Genomic DNA, 16,810 nt, shown 5'->3' with positions numbered 1-16,810 from the left:
GGGCATGGGGTGTCGAACAATAGCTCGCGCAACAGAACGCAGCGCGGCCCCCAACCCTGAAGGTCGTTCCGCATGGCGAAATGGCTGCTTGCTGTCGGTATGTTCCTGCCGTTTTTCAGCGCACAGGCTACACAGGATCCCGAGGTGTTGTACAACCGCACGTGTGCGGCCTGTCACACCGGGCAGTTGCCACAGGCACCCAGGCAGGGTGACCGGGCAGCATGGGAGCCAAGGCTGGCGCAAGGCATGGATGTACTGGTGAAGCACGTGACCCAGGGTTTCAAGGCTATGCCGCCGCGTGGATTGTGCATGGACTGCAGTGCCGAGGACTACCGTTTGGTCATCCTTTGGATGAGTGGCAGTCCCGATACATAACATTTCACCCTTAGCCGTGTTGGATTAGCTGATGAACAAACTAGTCGTGAGTCTGCTGTTGACCCTGGGTGTCGCAGGTGCGGCCACTGCTGCGCAACCCGTCAAAGGCGATGCCGCCGCCGGCCAGGCCAAGACGGCCGTCTGTGGCGCCTGCCACAACCCCGACGGCAACAGCCTGGCACCGAACTTCCCGAAACTGGCCGGCCAAGGCCAGCGCTATCTCGAAAAACAATTGCACGATATCAAGTCGGGCAAGCGTACCGTGCTGGAGATGACCGGCATGCTGGCCGCATTCAGCGACCAGGATCTGGCCGATATCGCCGCCTACTTCTCCAGCCAGAAAGGCAGCGTGGGCGCGGCCGATCCCAAGCTGGTCGAACGTGGCCGGGCGCTGTTCAACGGCGGCGACCTGGAAAAAGGCATGCCTGCCTGCACCGGCTGCCACTCGCCGAACGGTGCGGGTATCGCCCTGGCCGGCTTCCCGCACCTGGGCGGGCAGCATGCACAGTACGTGACCAAGCAGCTCACCGACTTCCGCGAAGGCAACCGCACCAACGATGGCGATGCCATGACCATGCGCACCATCGCCGGCAAGCTGAGCAACCACGACATCGAGGCGCTGGCCAGCTACATCCAGGGCCTGCACTGAGGCCCTTCGGCCGCCTGTGATGGCCCTATCGCCGGCAAGCCAGCTTCCACAGATGCTGCATATGGCTTGAGGTCGATGCGCTCGAGGTGGGAGCCGGCTTGCCGGCGATAGGGCCATTACAGGCGGCGCATTAACCTTCAGTTAATGTTGTAGGCCAATGATGAAAGGGTGGCCGGACCGCCCTTTTTTCCGTCCGCAGCCGTTACACTACAGAACTCGGCCCCTTCCCGGCCTGTCTCAGTGCAGGTCGCGTCGTGGCGACCAATGACTGCCCAGGAGTAAAGCATGCGTAAACTGATTCTCAGCGCCGCGCTGGTCGCTGCCAGCGTATTCGGTATGACTGCCGTCCAGGCCGCCGAGCCTGTCGCCGGCAAGGAATACCTCGAGCTGAGCAACCCTGTTCCGGTTTCCGTGCCTGGCAAGATCGAAGTGGTCGAGCTGTTCTGGTACGGCTGCCCACACTGCTACCACTTCGAGCCGACCATCAACCCGTGGGTTGAAAAACTGCCCAAGGACGTCAACTTCAAGCGCGTACCAGCCATGTTCGGTGGCCCATGGGACGCCCACGGCCAGATGTTCCTGACCCTCGAAGCCATGGGCGTCGAGCAGAAGGTACACGCCGCGGTGTTCGATGCCATCCAGAACCAGAAAAAGCGCCTGACCGACCCGCAGGACATGGCCGACTTCCTCGCCACCCAGGGCGTGGACAAGGACAAGTTCCTCGCCACCTTCAATTCGTTCGCCATCAAGGGCCAGGTCAACCAGGCCAAGGAACTGGCGAAGAAATACGAGATCACCGGCGTACCGAGCATGGTGGTCAACGGCAAGTACCGCTTCGACCTGGGTACCGCCGGCGGGCCTGAAGGCGTACTGAACGTTGCCGACCAGCTGATCGCCAAGGAGCGCGCCGCTAAGTAAGCGGCGTAACCCATGCGCCGCTTCAGAACCGCGCGTGGCATTGGCCTGCACCAGCCGCAGGTCAACGAGCATCACCTGCAGGCCCCTGGCCTGCCCGAGGATGGTCGTCTGCGGCTGCTCAGTTTCAACATCCAGGTGGGCATCAGCACCGAGCGCTACCGGCATTACGTGACCCGCAGCTGGCAGCACCTGCTGCCGCACAACGGGCGTGCAGGCAACCTGCAGAAGATTGGCCAACTGCTGGGCGACTTCGACCTGGTGGCCTTGCAGGAGGCCGATGGCGGCAGCCTGCGCTCGGGCTATGTCAACCAGGTCGAGCACCTTGCCCACCTGGGTGCCTTCCCCTACTGGTACCAGCAACTCAACCGCAACCTTGGGCGTTTTGCCCAGCACAGCAATGGCGTGCTCAGCCGCCTGAAGCCACAACTGCTCGAGGATCACCCATTGCCCGGCCCGGCTGGGCGAGGTGCGATTCTGGTGCGCTTTGGCGAGGGCGAAGATGCGCTGATCGTGGTGATGATGCACCTGGCCCTCGGCGCCAAGACCCGCGCCTTGCAACTGGGTTACATCCGCGAGCTGATTGGCGGTTACCGCCACCAGGTGCTGATGGGCGACATGAATACCCATGCCACCGACCTGCTGGAGCACTCGCCGTTGCGCGACTTGGGCCTGATTGCCCCACAAGTCGAGGCCACCTTCCCCAGCTGGCGTCCACAGCGTTGCCTGGACCACATCCTGCTCAGCCCAAGCCTCACGCTGGAGCGTGTCGAGGTGCTGGCGCAGCCAATTTCCGACCACCTTCCCGTTGCTGTCGAGATTCGATTGCCTGATGCATTGACTGTGGATACGCTGCCGGTCCTGAGCTAATTGCCATCACCGTTTGCGGACCTGGGCATGACTGAAGACGCTGAGCGCTGGAAAGAAAAATACCTGAAAAGCATCGAGCAGCAGGAAAAGCTCGAGCGCCGTTGGGACGCCCGTCTCGACCTGCTGCGTCGCGGCCTGGTACGCAGCACCCTGGCTGCCGAAGGCAGTGACAAGGTGGTGGACCAGTGCATGAAGGAAATGCGCGAGGTTATCCGCAGCGACAACATGGACGCTGGCCTTGCCGGGCTGATTCCGCGTCTTGAGAAGGCGGTGCTGGACTCCGAACAGCGCCGGGAAGCTCGCATGAATCAGGTCAGCGATGCGCTGACCGCTCTGGTCGACCAACTGCAAGGCCTGCCATTGCCGAACGATGTGTCGCGGCCGTTGAAAAAGCTGGCGAAGAAGCTCGACGGTGGCGTGGCCCAGTCACGCGACCTGCCACCGTTGCTGGGCGAGTTGAGCGGCTTGCAGGGCCGCGCGCTGTCAGCCCTGGGCAAGTCGGGGGAGGACGCCCGACCCGGCTTCTTGCAGCGCTTGTTCGGCAGCCGCGAGGATGACGCGCAAGGCGAGCCAGCGCTTGTGCCGCTGACGCTGCCGGTTGCCGAGGCGCAGCCCTTGGCAGCACCGGCCAGTGTCGGTGCTCCGCAGCCCGACGACGTGGACGCGCTGCAGCCGCTGCCAGCCTCATCAGCATCTGTTGTCGAGGCGCTCGTAGTGCCAGAGCCCGCGCTGGAGACACCTGGCCCGGCGCTGATCGAAACGGCCGAACTGTCACCAGCCCCGCTGCCGCAGCCGCTACCGGACGAAGTGCCGGCACCGGAAGCTGTCGCCAGCGAGCCTCCGGCTGAAGCAGGACCGGCGCAAACACTCGAAGAAACCTTCGGCGAAGACGGCCCCTATGCCCTGCCCTACGCGGTGGAGCCGCCCTACAGCCAGGTTGCCGAGCACATCGAGCACACCCTGATCGGCCTGCTCGATGATCTCAGCCTGCCGGAGCGACACAAGGCCCAGGCGCTCGAGATGCGTGAACGGGTCGCCCGCGGCTTGAACTGGTATGAGCTGATCCCGGTGCTGGATGACCTGGCTGTGCTCATGCTGGCGATCACCGACAGCGGTCAGCACGAATTCGAAACCTACCTGCAGCAGCTCAACGAACGCCTGGAAGGTTTCCAGAGCCACCTGCACGAGGCCAGCGCCGGTCATGCCGACAACAGCTCGGCTGCCCGCGAGCTGGATACCCAGCTGCGTGAGCACGTCGACGGGCTGCAGAGCAGTGTGCAAGGTGCCGCCGACGTCGACAGCCTCAAGCACATCCTGGAAAACCGCCTGGAAGGCCTGTTGGTGACCATGGACGAGCACAAGCACGAGCGTGATCGCCGCGAGCAGGAGCTGGCTGGGCGCCTGCAAGGGCTGTCGGAGCGGGTGGCGAACATGGAGCAGGAGGCGCTCGGCTACCGCGAGCACTTGGAAGAGCAGCGCCAGAAGGCCTTGCTCGACCCCCTCACCGGTTTGCCCAACCGTGCGGCCTGGAGCGAGCGGGTCGAGCGCGAAATGCTCGAATGGCAGGCACACGGCGGCCATCTGGCGATGGCGATCCTCGACCTGGACCATTTCAAGCGTATCAATGACAGCTATGGGCACCTGGCCGGGGACAAGGTACTGAAGATTGTCGCCGACCAGTTGCGCAAGCGCCTGCGCAGCGGTGACTTCATCGCCCGCTTCGGCGGCGAGGAGTTTGTCCTGTTGCTGCCGCAGACCTCGCCGGCCGCCGCTGCCCAGATAGCCGAGGTGCTACGGGCCACGGTCGAGGCGTGCCCGTTCCACTTCAAGGGCGAACGGGTGGTGATCACCACGTCCATCGGCCTGGGTGCATTCCGTTCCGGCGAGCGCGGCGACCAGGTGCTCAAGCGCGCCGATGCGGCGCTGTACCGGGCCAAGGAGTCGGGGCGCAACCGCGTCGAGCAGGCATAGCCGGCAGCCGCTGACTCCCGGCAAGCACGGCCCTTGGGGAGCACGTTATACTGTAGCGCTCATACGCTGAGGCTACTGACGTGCTCTCCACGCTTAAAAAAACCCTGATTTCCTTCCTGCTGTTGTCTGTCGCCGGTTGCTCGACAGGCCTGCGCATCGACCGTAGCCACCCTTCGGTCAACCAGGACAACCGCATCCAGTTCGTTGTCCTGCATTACACCAATGCTTCGCTGGAGCGTTCCCTGGCGTTGCTGACCCATGGCGAAGTCAGCAGCCATTACCTGATTGGTGACGGCCCGGCGACGGTGTATCAGCTGGTGGATGAAAACCGCCGCGCCTGGCATGCCGGTGATAGCCAGTGGCAGGGGCGGACCTGGCTGAACTCCTCGTCCATCGGTATCGAAATCGTCAACCCGGGCTTCACCGACACGCCGAATGGCCGGGTCTGGCACCCTTACAGCGAAGCGCAGGTCCAGTCGCTGATCGCGCTGCTCAAGGACATCGTCAAACGCAACAACATCGAGCCACGGCACATCATTGGCCACAGCGATATCGCGCCGCTGCGCAAGCTTGACCCGGGGCCGCTGTTCCCATGGAAGCGCCTGGCCGACGCCGGATTGGGTGTGTGGCCGGATGCAAATGCCGTGGCACGGCAGCAAGCCTATTTCAGCGTCAACCCGCCGAGCGTTGGCTGGTATCAGCAGGAGCTGGCGCGGTTTGGCTATGCGATAGAGCAGACCGGGGTACTGGATGTTGCCACCCGCCATGTGATCGCCGCGTTCCAGATGCGTTTCCGCCCGCAGCGCTTCGATGGCATGCCGGATGCGCAGACGGCGGCGATGCTGCAGGTGCTCAACCGGATGCGTTGAGCCGCCAGGGAGGCTCTGTGGGAGATTGCCCAGCCCTTTGGGCTGCGCTGTCGCACAGATAACTGAATTCGCAAGCGATCCTCGTACCCTGTGGGAGCGGCTTTAGCCGCGAAGAATCCAACGCGGTGCATGGCACCGGNNCCGCTCCCACAGGGTCCCTGCTAACTCAATGAGTTATGTGCAGTTCTGTGGGAGCGGGCGCGCCCGCGAACACCGGCGTAGCCGGTGCCAGCCACCGCGTTTGCTTCTTCGCGGGCACGCCCGCTCCCACAGAGTCCGCGTAGCGCCTGCAAATCGGGTTCTCTGCGCGACAGCGCAGCCTTGGGAGACGGCCATCTCCCAACAAGCGAACGAAACGCCAAACGGCGAGGTGATTCCTGATTCAGTTGCTATACCTTAGTTATCAACTGGATGCCCTCGATGTCAGCCTTCATCGCCTTGATGCGCCAAATTTTTTACCGTCCCTGGATGCTGGCCACATTGGCAGCACTGGCCAGCGCGGCACTGTTGCTCTCAGCCAGCATCGGCATTGCCCTGCAACAGATGAAGCAAAGCGAGAGCGCACAGATGAATGCCCAGGGCGAGCGCTTTCTCGAGCGCCTCGAGCAGGTGTTCGGCCAGTTGCGCGAAGGGGTCGACCTGCTGCAGGCGCAGCCCTTGCGTGGCTGCAGCCCGGCGATGCTGACGGCATTGCAGCAGGTAGGCCTGAGTTCACGCTTCATTTATGAAGCGGCATACGTGGATGGGGATATTGCCTGTTCGAACCGCGGTGATGAGCGGGCGTTCGAACCCTTGCGGGTCCCCGATATCCAGGGGCCGACCTACAGCTACTGGCTGAACACAACGACCGAGCCGAACGAAAACCTGGCCGCGTTGATGCTGGGGCGGGGCAAGTTCGTGGTATCCACCTCTCGTGGTCACCTGACCGATGTGGTCGACCTGCCCCCTGGCGGCAGCCTTGTGGTAGTGCTGGACAACGGTACCCGGGCCATCCCCGTGCTGGGCCCACCGCAGGTATGGCCGCCACCCTCGGCCTGGTCGACCAGCCACAAGTCGCTGCTCGAGCTCAGCGACCGCCTGATCTACCGCATGCCGACCAAGTCACCGGACTACCAGCTGGTGCTGATTGCCCCGCGAGCGAGCCTGCCGTTGAGGATGAATGGCATGCTCTGGCTGCTGTTCCCCGGCAGTGTGCTGGCGGCCTGTTGTATTGGCTGGCTGGTGCTGCAACTGATCCTGCAGCGGCGGTCGATGAGCTCGGAGTTGCAGAATGCCTTGCGCCGCGGCGAACTGCAGGTGCTCTACCAGCCGATCTTCGAACTCGACAGCCGGCGCTGTGTCGGGGCCGAGGCCCTGGTGCGCTGGCGTCGCCCGGACGGCACCCTGACCAGCCCGGACCTGTTCATCCCGCTGGCGGAAAACACCGGGCAGATTCGCCAGATCACCGACTTTGTCCTGCAGCGTGTGTTGGAACAGTTAGGGCAACTGCTGCGCTCGCACCCCAACTTGTACATTTCGGTGAACCTGGCAGCTTGCGATGTGATGGTGCCGCGTATTGGCCGGGTAGCTGCGCGCTTGCTGGCAATGCACCGGGTGGCGGCCAGCCAGATTGCCTTCGAAGTGACCGAGCGCGGCCTGATCGATGTGGTAGTGGCGCGCGACAATCTGCAGGCGTTACGTGCAGTAGGGCATCAGGTGCTGATCGACGATTTTGGTACGGGTTATTGCAGCCTGGCCTACCTGCAGACCCTGCCGGTGGACTGCCTGAAGATCGACAAGGCCTTCATCGATGCCCTTGGGCATGACGCCGCCAGCAGCGGTGTTGCCCCGCATATCATCCGCATGGCCCACGACCTGCACCTGCGGGTGATTGCCGAAGGCATCGAGTGTGAAGACCAGGCGGTGCTGCTGAACAGCGAAGGGGTCAATTATGGCCAGGGCTGGCTGTTTGCCCGGCCACTGAATGCCCGGCAGTTTGCCGAGCTGGTGACCCGCGGACGGCTGCCGCGGCGGGTTGAGCATTGAGTGATCGTGCACCGGCCTCATCGCCGGCAAGCCAGCTCCCACAGGTATTGCAATGGCCTCAGGTGCGGTGCGTTCCCTGTGGGAGCTGGCTTGCCGGCGATGGGGCCAGGACAGGCAACATTCAGACCGGCAGTGCCATGTAGAACTGGGTTCCCTGCCCCGGTCGGGAAAACACGCCCATGCGCCCGCCGTGCAACTGCACGATTTCTTTGCACAATGCCAGCCCCAGCCCCGCGCCGCCTTTCTTGCGCCCTACCTGCACGAAGGGCTCGAAGATGCGCCCCTGTTGCCCATAGGCAATGCCCTCTCCGTTGTCCTCGACACTGATGATCACCCGCTCCGCATGCCGTCGTGCATGCAGGCGGATACGCCCGCCGCTGGCGGTATGGCGGATGGCGTTGTGCAACAAGTTATCCAGCACCCGGTCGAGTTGGGCGACGTCGGCCTGGATACGCGGTAGCGGTAGCTCCAGCTCCGTGATCAGTTCGATCTGCTTGTTCACCGCCGGCTCGGCAAAGCGCTGTTGTGCACGCTCCAGCAATTCGTCGATGGCGCAGGGAGCCAGCTCGAGCTTCTGCATCCCGCTCTGGTAGCGGCTGAAGTTGAGCAGGTCGTTGATCAACTGGGTCAGGCGCTGCATTTCCTCGCCGATGGTTTCCAGCAGGTCATGTTCGCGCGCCTCGGGCGGAAACTTGAGCCGCTCGCGCAACAGGCCGAAGGCCATGTGCATGCCGGTCACCGGGGTGCGCAGCTCATGGGAAGCGCGCAGCACGAATTCGCTGCGCACGCGTTCGAAGGCTCGCTGCTCGGTCACATCGTGCAGCACCATCACCGCGCCAAGGATCGGCCCTTGCGGGTGGCTGACCGGAGTCAGGCTGTAGGAGAGCAGACGCGTTTCGTCATCGACCTCCATGTTCAGGTCGTCCGGCTGGCGGTCGAGGTTGCCGCCGCGCAGTACCTGGCGTAGCTGCTGCTCCAGCTCCGGGCGCTGCAGGGCTTCGGCCAGGCTGCTGCCCACGCGGCTATCGGTCCAGCCCAGCTGGCGTTGCGCCACCGGGTTGAGGTGCTCCAGCCGGCCTTGGCGGTCGATGATCAGCAGGCCATCGTCAATGCTGTCCAGCACCGCCTGCAAGCGTTGCTGGCCGGCCAGCAGTTCATCGACGTTAGTGGCCTGGTGCTTGCGCAAGGCATCGGCCATCAGGCCGAAGCGGCGGGTCAGCTGGTTCAGTTCGGTGGCCTGGGTGACCGGCAGGGTTACGTCGAAATTACCCTTGCCGAGTTGGTCGGCCGCTATGGCCAAGGCTTCGATCGGCTGGCCGAAGCGCCGGGCAATGTTGTGCGCGGTGATGAAGCCCAGTACCAGCACCACCAAGCCCATCAGGCCAAGTACGCCGCTGACCAGCAAGGCGTGGTCGCGGGTGTGCTCCTCGCTGCGGGTGATGTGCTCCAAGGCCTGCTTGTGGGAATCGATCAGGTCGGTGCGGACCTGGTTGAACGCGGCCCCCAGTGGTTGTTCAACCCCCATGCTGCGCGAAGGCGCCGGGCTGTCGCGGTAGGCCTGGAGGAAAGCCTGGTAATTGCTGCTGGCCTTGCTGAAGCCGGTGCGCTCGCCACCTTGGTCCAGCCCTTGGTTGAGCAGGGTCTGGAAGTTGTCCTGCAGCAGCCGCAGGTTTTCCGGGGCGGTCTCGTCATCGAGCATCAGGGTCAACTGTTCGCCAAGGTTCTGGCGCAACTTCAGCCCAATTTCCAGGGCGTGGGTGGTATCGCGCACCAGTCGCTGTTGCACCGTGGCCATCTGCAGCACGCTGACCAGGCCCAGCAGCAGCCCGAGCAGGGCCACGGTGACCAGCGCCGAAATGCTGAGGAAAAGCCGCGTGCGCAGCTTCATGGGCGGCCACCTCATAGGTTGTACTGCTTGCGCTTGCGGTACAGGGTGGAGGCATCGATCCCCAGGGTCTTGGCGGCTTGGTCCAGGGTGTCGCTTGCGGCCAGCACCGCACCGATGTGGGCGCGTTCCAGCTCATCCAGGCTCAGCGCGGCGCCAACCCGCGGGGCATTGCCTGCGGGCTGCTCGCCCATGCCCAGGTGGCTGATTTCCACGCGTTCCTGCGGGCAGATGATGCTGGCCCGCTCCACCACGTTGCGTAATTCGCGAATGTTGCCGGGCCAGCGGTAGTTGAGCAGGGCCGTACGGGCTTCGTCACTGAAGCCCCGGGCAGGCCGGGAGTATTCCTTGACGAAGCGGGCGAGAAAGCGGTCGGCCAGGGTCAGGATGTCTTCACTGCGCTCGCGCAGGGGCGGCAGGTGCAGGGTGATGACGTTCAGGCGATACAGCAGGTCTTCGCGGAAGCGGCTTTCACGCACCATCTCTTCGAGGTTGAGGTTGGTGGCGGCGAGAATCCGCACATCGGCGCGACGGGTGACCGGGTCGCCGACGCGCTCGTATTCCTTGTCCTGGATGAAGCGCAGCAGTTTGGGCTGCAAGGTCAGTGGGAAATCGCCGATCTCGTCGAGGAACAGCGTGCCCCCATCAGCCTGGTTGACTCGCCCCAGGGTGCTTTCGCTGGCGCCGGTGAAGGCGCCGCGGGTGTGGCCGAACAACTCGCTTTCCATCAGCTCGGCGTTCAGTGACGGGCAGTTGATGGTCACGCAGGATTTGCGCGCGCGCTTGCTCCAGCCGTGGATGGCCCGGGCCAGCTCACCTTTACCTGTGCCCGACTCGCCAAGGATGAGGATGTTGGCGTCGGTGGTAGCGACCTGGCGGGCGGTTTCCAGTACCGCCATCATGGCCGGGCTGTGCGAGTCGAGGCCGTCCTTGGGTTTGCGCACTTCACCTTCCAGGGCCTCCAGGCGCGCGGAAAGCTGGCGCACTTCCAACTGCTTGGAGGTAGCCAGGCGCAGCTGGTCGGGGCTGCACGGCTTGACCAGGTAATCGGCGGCGCCGGCCTGGATCGCATCTACCGCCGTATCGATCGCCGAGTGTGCGGTGACGATCACCACCCGCATCCAGGGGGCCTGGATACGCATCTGCGCCAGCACATCGAGGCCGTTGTCCTCGCCCAGGCGCAAATCGAGGAAGCACAGGTCGAATACCTGGCGCTGCAGCAGGGCTTCGGCCTGAGCAGCGCTGTTGGCCGTTGCCACGCTATAGCCCTCGTCCTCCAGGCAGTAGCGGAAGGTGCGCAGGATCGCGGACTCGTCATCCACCAGCAGAATGCGGCCTTGGTTGTCCTGGGCTGACTCCATGTGCTGCGCTCCTTTAGGAAAGATCTTCATTTAGTGTGGGAAAAATCGGGCAAGTTGCATGGTCCATTGTGAAGGAACCTGTCCTTTGCATGCTAGCCAATGGCCAATCAACGCCTGGAGGGCCGCGATATCCCGATGATTTCCTTAGAGGTCCGCGGTGGCACATTGGTTGCGAGGATTTTTAGCTTTTGCTCTACAAAAGGAGGCACTGCCATGTCCTTTTCCATTCGCACCGCCGTGTTGGCAACCACCCTGCTGCCGATGTTCACCCCGGCATTCGCCGGCCCGGTGCAGGACGCCCGCCTGGAGGGGGCCCTGCAAACTGCCCTGTCGCTGAACCGCATGCTCGACCCGTTCCGTATCCAGGTCGAGGTGGACGGCAAGCAGGCGCGGCTTTCCGGTGAGGTGGAGAACGACGTCGAACGCCAGCTGGCCGAGCATGTGGCGCTGGCTACCCGTGGCATCGAGCAAGTCGACAACCAGCTGCGGGTCAATGCCCAACTGGTGGAGCGCCCGCTGGCGCTGCGTGCCTATGCCCAGCGCCTGGAGGACGCCACCCTGGCTGCGGTGATCCGTGCGCGGCTGCTATGGAGCCGCACCACCGAGAAGGCGCCTATAGATGTACAGAGCAGCGAAGGTGTGGTGACCCTGCGTGGCAAGGTCGACAGTGCCGAGGCCAAGGAGCTGGCCGGCGTGGTGGCGCGTACCACCGAGGGTGTGCACCTGGTCAACAACCTGGTCAGCCTCGATAGCGCCGCCATGGCCAAGGCCCGGGAAACCCCGGTGGGGACGCCGACTGGGCCGCAACCGAGCGACAGCTGGATCATCGACAAGATCCAGAACAGCTACCGCTTCAGCCGTAACCTCGATGGCCTGAACCTGAAAGTGGCCAGCGAGGAGGGTTTAGTGCGGCTTTCGGGCGAGGTGGTCAGCAGTGAGCAGAAAACCATTGCCGTGGAAATCGCCCGGCAGATCATCGGCGTGCGCGGGGTGGATGCCGACCTGCTCAAGGTGGCGACCAAGGTCGAGGGCTGATCGTGCAATTCGCACGACGGCCCGGGCGGCATCGTGCAGGATACGTCCTTGCCGGTTTTGCACTATTCACATAACTATATGATTTAAATTAATTTTATTTGATTCGTAAGGCTGGCATGCAGGCTGCAATTACCTGTTCAGGTTTGAACAAGAATTACAGCAGGAGGAGCCGGCATGACCCGCCAATCCGTCAACCGCTTGCAGAGCGCTGCACTGCCCCTGAGCCAGGTGCTTTCACTCGGCCTGGCGCTGTTGCTGACCTTGGCCGCTGGCCTCTTCTATTACAGCTGGCAGACCGCGCGCCTGACCGAGCAAGTGGCGGCGCAGACCGCCCTGTTGACGCAGATTCAGGCAACCCGTGCCAATACCTTGATCAAGGCCGCCGACCCGCTTCCAACTGGCCAGGCCACCGCGTCACCGGCCACCCTGGAAAGGCTCGTACCCCAGGACCGCTGGGTGTTCTGACCGCTGGCCGTAACGATTTCAAAAAAGAAAGGAGAACCACCATGCTGAGTTGGGCTATCACTTTCCTCATCATCGCCATTGTCGCCGCCGTACTGGGCTTCGGTGGTATCGCGGGCGCTGCCACCGGTATCGCGAAGATTCTGTTCATTGTCTTCCTGGTGCTGTTCGTAGCCTCCTTCTTCTTTGGACGTGGACGAGGTTGAAGATGGGCAGGAAGCGTTGGACATCCCTGGCTGCCGCCCTGTTACTGGGCGGCAGTGCGGCGGCGATGGCGGCCAATGACGGCCAGGTCCGGGTCGACCAGCTGCTCGGCTCGGACCCGGAGTACCGGGAAACCTGGCAGGACACGATTGAAGGCGAGGAACGTCTGCCTGATTGGGTGGTCAATCTGACCGGCAGTGCCCAGCAGCAGATGTCTGCCGTTACCGAAGACGGCGACAAGTACTTGGTCGGCCCATTGTGCGAACGCCAGGACAACTGCACCTACAAGCGCCTGATCGTGGCGTTCAGCTGGGACAAGGACGATGCCTACGGGATGCTCGTGGAGGTACCCGAAGGTTTGCCGAGCGACAAGTCGCCCACCCGTCACGCGCAGTACCGCTGGCTGGGTAAGCCGGACGACGGCATGAAGGCGATGCTGCAGGAGCAGCTCAAGCGTGACCCGAACTGGTACTGAGCATTTGCACCCGGTACGGAGGAAAGGTCATGCACTGTCACGAAATAGAAGCTGAACCTTTCTATATTTTCAGCCTTCTATGATGCGCCGCCCCGAGGAGGGGCTGCACATGACCAAGGGGCCGGGCTGTTCTGATTGTTACAGGATCGGAGTGGCCTAGGGGTACAGGGAGTGCCTCCAGCAATGGGCCGGGTCAGGAAAGGCGGAATCGGAAGTTTCAGGTCGGCGATGCCATAGGGGCATCTGACCAGACCTGACTTCCGAGGAGCCATGTAGGAAACGTCTCTTCCCTGCGCGATTTTCTCTTCGAGACACATTTTGTCTCGACCATACATCAATTTTTTTTCGATCAACCTGGCGCTTGTTCAAGTGGCATTTCGGCCATTCGGATTGTCGAACAAGCCATCGCCCCTGTCCTTTTTACCCTGCCAAATCTGCCTAAATATGGCGGTTTGGTCTTGTTCGGGATTCCGAACGTTGTAAATCAAGCACTTGCGAACCTCCCGTTTTGGTCAAAAATGTTATGCATAAACGGCATGGGGTATGCGCTTCCGGCATTAGATTTCCCCCTTTGCCATCGCAATAGTTGCCGCCTTTTTCGCCGGCCCGAGCGCCCTGTCGCTCGCCTGCGGTGTCCTTACATGAAGGTGCCGGACGGAAGCATCTGCTGCTCGTGACCTAGCCAACGGCTCTGTTACGCGCGTTTCCGTTGGTGCCCATGACCACTAGAACAAAGGGTAAAGACATGAAGAAGGCAAAACTGAGCCTCGCCTGGCAGATCGTCATCGGTCTGGTCCTGGGTGTTGCAATCGGCGCGCTACTGAATCATTTCAGTGCAGAAAAGGCATGGTGGATCAGCAACGTCCTCCAGCCCGCTGGTGACATCTTCATTCGCCTGATCAAGATGATCGTCGTCCCGATCGTGATTTCGTCGCTGATCGTGGGTATCGCCGGGGTTGGCGACGCGAAGAAACTGGGCAGCATCGGCCTGAAGACCATCATCTACTTCGAAGTGGTGACCACCATCGCCATCGTCGTGGGCCTGGTGTTGGCCAACCTGTTCCACCCGGGCGCCGGCATCGACATGAGCACCCTGGGTACCGTGGACATCTCCAAGTACCAGGCTACCGCGGCCGAAGTGCAGCATGAGCACGCGTTCATCGAAACCCTGCTGAACCTGATCCCGTCGAACATCTTCGCAGCGCTGATGCGTGGCGAAATGCTGCCGATCATCTTCTTCTCGGTGATGTTCGGCCTGGGCCTGTCGAGCCTGCAGGCAGAGCTGCGCGACCCGCTGGTGCGTACCTTCCAGGCGGTTTCCGAGACCATGTTCAAGGTCACCCACATGATCATGAACTACGCCCCTATCGGCGTGTTCGCCCTGATCGCCGTGACCGTCGCCAACTTCGGTTTCAGCTCGCTGCTGCCGCTGGCCAAGCTGGTGCTGCTGGTGTACTTCGCCATCGCCTTCTTCGCCTTCATGGTGCTGGGCCTGGTTGCCCGCCTGTTCGGCTTCTCGGTGATCAAGATCATGCGCATCATGAAAGATGAGCTGATCCTCGCCTACTCCACCTCCAGCTCGGAGACCGTGCTGCCGCGCGTGATCGAGAAGATGGAGAAGTACGGTGCACCGAAGTCGATTTGCTCGTTCGTGGTACCGACCGGCTACTCGTTCAACCTCGACGGCTCGACCCTGTACCAGAGCATCGCGGCCATCTTCATTGCCCAGCTGTACGGTATCGACCTGTCCTGGAGCCAGCAACTGCTGTTGGTGCTGACCCTGATGGTCACTTCCAAGGGTATCGCTGGCGTACCGGGTGTTTCCTTCGTGGTGCTGCTGGCCACCCTGGGCAGCGTGGGTATCCCGCTGGAAGGCCTGGCCTTCATCGCCGGTGTCGACCGCATCATGGACATGGCCCGTACCGCCTTGAACGTTGTGGGCAACGCCCTGGCAGCCCTGGTCATCGCCCGCTGGGAGGGTATGTACGACGCCGCCAAGGGCGAGAAGTACTACGCCTCGCTGATGGCCGGCAAACAGGAAGCGGCCATGGTTGGCGAAGCTGCCAAGCGCTGAGCCTGACTGCTGTTTGACCCAAAGCCCCGACTTGTCGGGGCTTTTTGTTGCCTGTGAGATTCCAGGCTGCTCGCGGACCCTTTTCTCGAGGCCTGCGCGATCCCTGTGGGAGCGGGCTTGCCCGCGAACACCGGCGAAGCCGGTGCCATCCACCGCGTTGCCTACTTCGCGGGCACGCCCGCTCCCACAGTGTCCTGTGTCAGGTCTGCGGTCTCCAGCCTTACGCCCCGATACGCTATCATTCGGGCATTTTTCAGGGGGAACACACGGATGCTCAACGGCCTTTGGCTTGGCTTTTTCCTGGTGGCGGCAGTGTCCGCCCTGGCCCAATGGCTGGTAGGCGGCAACGCCGGCATCTTCGCGGCGATGGTCGAGAGCATCTTTGCCATGGCCAAGCTGTCGGTCGAGGTGATGGTGCTGTTGTTCGGCACGCTGACCCTGTGGCTGGGCTTTCTCAAGATCGCCGAGAAAGCTGGCATCGTCGAGTGGCTGGCCAAGGTGCTCGGCCCGCTGTTTGCCCGGCTGATGCCGGAAGTTCCGCCCGGCCACCCGGCCCTGGGCCTGATTACCATGAACTTCGCCGCCAACGGCCTGGGCCTGGACAACGCCGCCACGCCGATCGGCCTGAAGGCCATGCGCGCACTGCAGGAGCTGAACCCCAGCAGCACCACGGCTAGCAACGCGCAGATCCTGTTCCTGGTGCTCAACGCCTCGTCGCTGACGCTGCTGCCGGTGACCATCTTCATGTACCGGGCCCAGCAAGGCGCGGCGGACCCGACCATGGTGTTCCTGCCCATCCTGCTGGCCACCAGCGTCTCGACCCTGGTCGGCCTGCTGTCGGTGGCGGTGATGCAGCGCCTGCGCCTGTGGGACCCGGTAGTGCTCGCCTACCTGATCCCCGGTGCATTGCTGCTGGGCGGGTTCATGGCCTTTCTCGGCACCCTCTCGGCGGCCGCGCTGGCCAGCCTGTCGTCGATCCTGGGCAACCTCACGTTGTTTGGCGTGATCATCCTGTTCCTGGTGATCGGCGCCTTGAAGCGGGTGAAGGTGTATGAAGCCTTTGTCGAAGGCGCCAAGGAAGGCTTCGATGTGGCCAAGGGCCTGTTGCCTTACCTGGTGGCGATGCTGGTGGCGGTGGGTGTATTGCGGGCATCAGGCGCACTGGAGCTGGCCTTGGACGGCATTCGCCATGCGGTGACCTGGCTGGGCCTGGACACCCGCTTCGTCGAAGGCCTGCCCACGGCACTGGTCAAGCCGTTCTCCGGCAGTGCGGCGCGGGCGATGCTGATCGAGACCATGCAGACCCACGGTGTGGACAGCTTCCCGGCGCTGGTGGCAGCGACGATTCAGGGGAGTACCGAAACCACTTTCTACGTGCTGGCGGTTTACTTTGGTGCGGTGGGTATCCAGCGCGTGCGCCATGCCGTCGGCTGCGCCTTGCTGGCGGAGTTTTCCGGTGTGATCGCGGCGATTTTCGTCTGTTACTGGTTCTTCGCCTGACCTTTTTGGGGCCGCTTTGCGGCCCATCGCCGGCAAGCCAGCTCCCACCTTGACTTCACAGACTTCAAGGCATGCGAAGTACCTGTGAGAGCTGGCTTGCCGGCGATGAGGCTCTGACAGGAGATAGAACCGGGCCTGAC

Annotated in this window: 14 protein-coding genes and 1 pseudogene; 13 read left to right on the top strand and 2 right to left on the bottom strand. The window is 62.8% G+C overall.

Going from position 1 to position 16,810, the window contains the following annotated elements; all coding sequences use genetic code 11:
* The first annotated feature begins 72 nt into the window (after window positions 1-72).
* The 7 genes and pseudogenes from B2790_RS05230 to B2790_RS05200 all read left to right on the top strand — a co-directional run bounded on the left by B2790_RS05230 (window position 73) and on the right by B2790_RS05200 (window position 7,674).
* Window positions 73-375, top strand: coding sequence for a c-type cytochrome (locus B2790_RS05230; RefSeq protein WP_015268479.1), 303 nt, complete (start codon window positions 73-75; stop codon window positions 373-375).
* Window positions 376-406: 31 nt separating this feature from the next.
* Window positions 407-1,024 carry a c-type cytochrome gene (locus tag B2790_RS05225; protein ID WP_003256951.1) on the top strand — a complete coding sequence of 206 codons (618 nt, stop codon included), beginning with the start codon at window positions 407-409 and terminating at the stop codon, window positions 1,022-1,024.
* A gap of 285 nt (window positions 1,025-1,309) precedes the next feature.
* Window positions 1,310-1,942: a thiol:disulfide interchange protein DsbA gene (gene dsbA / locus B2790_RS05220; RefSeq protein ID WP_025337225.1), complete on the top strand. Its 633-nt coding sequence runs from the start codon at window positions 1,310-1,312 to the stop codon at window positions 1,940-1,942.
* Between the two features lie 34 nt (window positions 1,943-1,976).
* Window positions 1,977-2,809, top strand: a pseudogene (locus tag B2790_RS05215) (endonuclease/exonuclease/phosphatase family protein).
* A gap of 27 nt (window positions 2,810-2,836) precedes the next feature.
* Window positions 2,837-4,780 (top strand): diguanylate cyclase, encoded by a 1,944-nt coding sequence (locus B2790_RS05210; protein ID WP_286918399.1) that lies wholly within the window; start codon window positions 2,837-2,839, stop codon window positions 4,778-4,780.
* Between the two features lie 80 nt (window positions 4,781-4,860).
* Window positions 4,861-5,649: an N-acetylmuramoyl-L-alanine amidase gene (locus tag B2790_RS05205; RefSeq protein WP_025337228.1), complete on the top strand. Its 789-nt coding sequence runs from the start codon at window positions 4,861-4,863 to the stop codon at window positions 5,647-5,649.
* A gap of 420 nt (window positions 5,650-6,069) precedes the next feature.
* Complete coding sequence (locus B2790_RS05200; protein ID WP_025337229.1) at window positions 6,070-7,674, top strand: EAL domain-containing protein; 1,605 nt, start codon at window positions 6,070-6,072, stop codon at window positions 7,672-7,674.
* 121 nt (window positions 7,675-7,795) lie between these two features.
* On the opposite strand, the gene B2790_RS05195 is transcribed toward B2790_RS05200, so the two are convergent.
* Together B2790_RS05195 and algB are read right to left on the bottom strand one after the other, a co-directional pair.
* The gene (locus tag B2790_RS05195) at window positions 7,796-9,577 is read right to left on the bottom strand and encodes a KinB sensor domain-containing domain (protein ID WP_286918398.1); all 1,782 of its coding nucleotides are present in this window, start codon (window positions 9,575-9,577) and stop codon (window positions 7,796-7,798) included.
* Complete coding sequence (gene algB / locus B2790_RS05190; protein WP_025337231.1) at window positions 9,574-10,920, bottom strand: sigma-54-dependent response regulator transcription factor AlgB; 1,347 nt, start codon at window positions 10,918-10,920, stop codon at window positions 9,574-9,576. Before algB ends, B2790_RS05195 begins: the two co-directional genes overlap by 4 nt.
* 213 nt (window positions 10,921-11,133) lie before the next feature.
* Here algB and B2790_RS05185 point away from each other — a divergent pair, with 213 nt between their 5' ends.
* The 6 genes from B2790_RS05185 to B2790_RS05160 all read left to right on the top strand — a co-directional run bounded on the left by B2790_RS05185 (window position 11,134) and on the right by B2790_RS05160 (window position 16,670).
* Window positions 11,134-11,955, top strand: coding sequence for a BON domain-containing protein (locus tag B2790_RS05185; protein WP_025337232.1), 822 nt, complete (start codon window positions 11,134-11,136; stop codon window positions 11,953-11,955).
* Between the two features lie 174 nt (window positions 11,956-12,129).
* On the top strand, window positions 12,130-12,420 hold the full coding sequence (locus B2790_RS05180) for a hypothetical protein (protein WP_286918397.1): 291 nt from the start codon (window positions 12,130-12,132) through the stop codon (window positions 12,418-12,420).
* Window positions 12,421-12,461: 41 nt separating this feature from the next.
* Window positions 12,462-12,623, top strand: coding sequence for a DUF1328 domain-containing protein (locus B2790_RS05175; RefSeq protein ID WP_003252966.1), 162 nt, complete (start codon window positions 12,462-12,464; stop codon window positions 12,621-12,623).
* Between the two features lie 2 nt (window positions 12,624-12,625).
* Window positions 12,626-13,096: an inhibitor of vertebrate lysozyme family protein gene (locus tag B2790_RS05170; RefSeq protein ID WP_025337234.1), complete on the top strand. Its 471-nt coding sequence runs from the start codon at window positions 12,626-12,628 to the stop codon at window positions 13,094-13,096.
* A gap of 745 nt (window positions 13,097-13,841) precedes the next feature.
* Complete coding sequence (gene gltP, locus B2790_RS05165; RefSeq protein WP_025337235.1) at window positions 13,842-15,170, top strand: glutamate/aspartate:proton symporter GltP; 1,329 nt, start codon at window positions 13,842-13,844, stop codon at window positions 15,168-15,170.
* Window positions 15,171-15,440: 270 nt separating this feature from the next.
* Window positions 15,441-16,670: a nucleoside recognition domain-containing protein gene (locus tag B2790_RS05160; RefSeq protein WP_075046866.1), complete on the top strand. Its 1,230-nt coding sequence runs from the start codon at window positions 15,441-15,443 to the stop codon at window positions 16,668-16,670.
* Window positions 16,671-16,810 lie beyond the last annotated feature (140 nt).

The sequence above is a fragment of the Pseudomonas sp. UBA6753 genome, from assembly GCF_002453565.1.
Classification (GTDB): Bacteria; Pseudomonadota; Gammaproteobacteria; order Pseudomonadales; family Pseudomonadaceae; genus Aquipseudomonas; species Aquipseudomonas putida_Z.
This window is presented reverse-complemented; position numbering and strand designations above follow the sequence as displayed.

Coding starts and splice junctions, on each gene's coding strand:
- B2790_RS05230 (WP_015268479.1), top strand. CDS start 73: ATGGCGAAATGGCTGCTTGCTGTCGGTATGTTCCTGCCGTTTTTCAGC.
- B2790_RS05225 (WP_003256951.1), top strand. CDS start 407: ATGAACAAACTAGTCGTGAGTCTGCTGTTGACCCTGGGTGTCGCAGGT.
- dsbA (WP_025337225.1), top strand. CDS start 1,310: ATGCGTAAACTGATTCTCAGCGCCGCGCTGGTCGCTGCCAGCGTATTC.
- B2790_RS05210 (WP_286918399.1), top strand. CDS start 2,837: ATGACTGAAGACGCTGAGCGCTGGAAAGAAAAATACCTGAAAAGCATC.
- B2790_RS05200 (WP_025337229.1), top strand. CDS start 6,070: ATGTCAGCCTTCATCGCCTTGATGCGCCAAATTTTTTACCGTCCCTGG.
- B2790_RS05195 (WP_286918398.1), bottom strand. CDS start 9,577: ATGAGGTGGCCGCCCATGAAGCTGCGCACGCGGCTTTTCCTCAGCATT.
- algB (WP_025337231.1), bottom strand. CDS start 10,920: ATGGAGTCAGCCCAGGACAACCAAGGCCGCATTCTGCTGGTGGATGAC.
- B2790_RS05185 (WP_025337232.1), top strand. CDS start 11,134: ATGTCCTTTTCCATTCGCACCGCCGTGTTGGCAACCACCCTGCTGCCG.
- B2790_RS05180 (WP_286918397.1), top strand. CDS start 12,130: ATGACCCGCCAATCCGTCAACCGCTTGCAGAGCGCTGCACTGCCCCTG.
- B2790_RS05175 (WP_003252966.1), top strand. CDS start 12,462: ATGCTGAGTTGGGCTATCACTTTCCTCATCATCGCCATTGTCGCCGCC.
- B2790_RS05170 (WP_025337234.1), top strand. CDS start 12,626: ATGGGCAGGAAGCGTTGGACATCCCTGGCTGCCGCCCTGTTACTGGGC.
- gltP (WP_025337235.1), top strand. CDS start 13,842: ATGAAGAAGGCAAAACTGAGCCTCGCCTGGCAGATCGTCATCGGTCTG.
- B2790_RS05160 (WP_075046866.1), top strand. CDS start 15,441: ATGCTCAACGGCCTTTGGCTTGGCTTTTTCCTGGTGGCGGCAGTGTCC.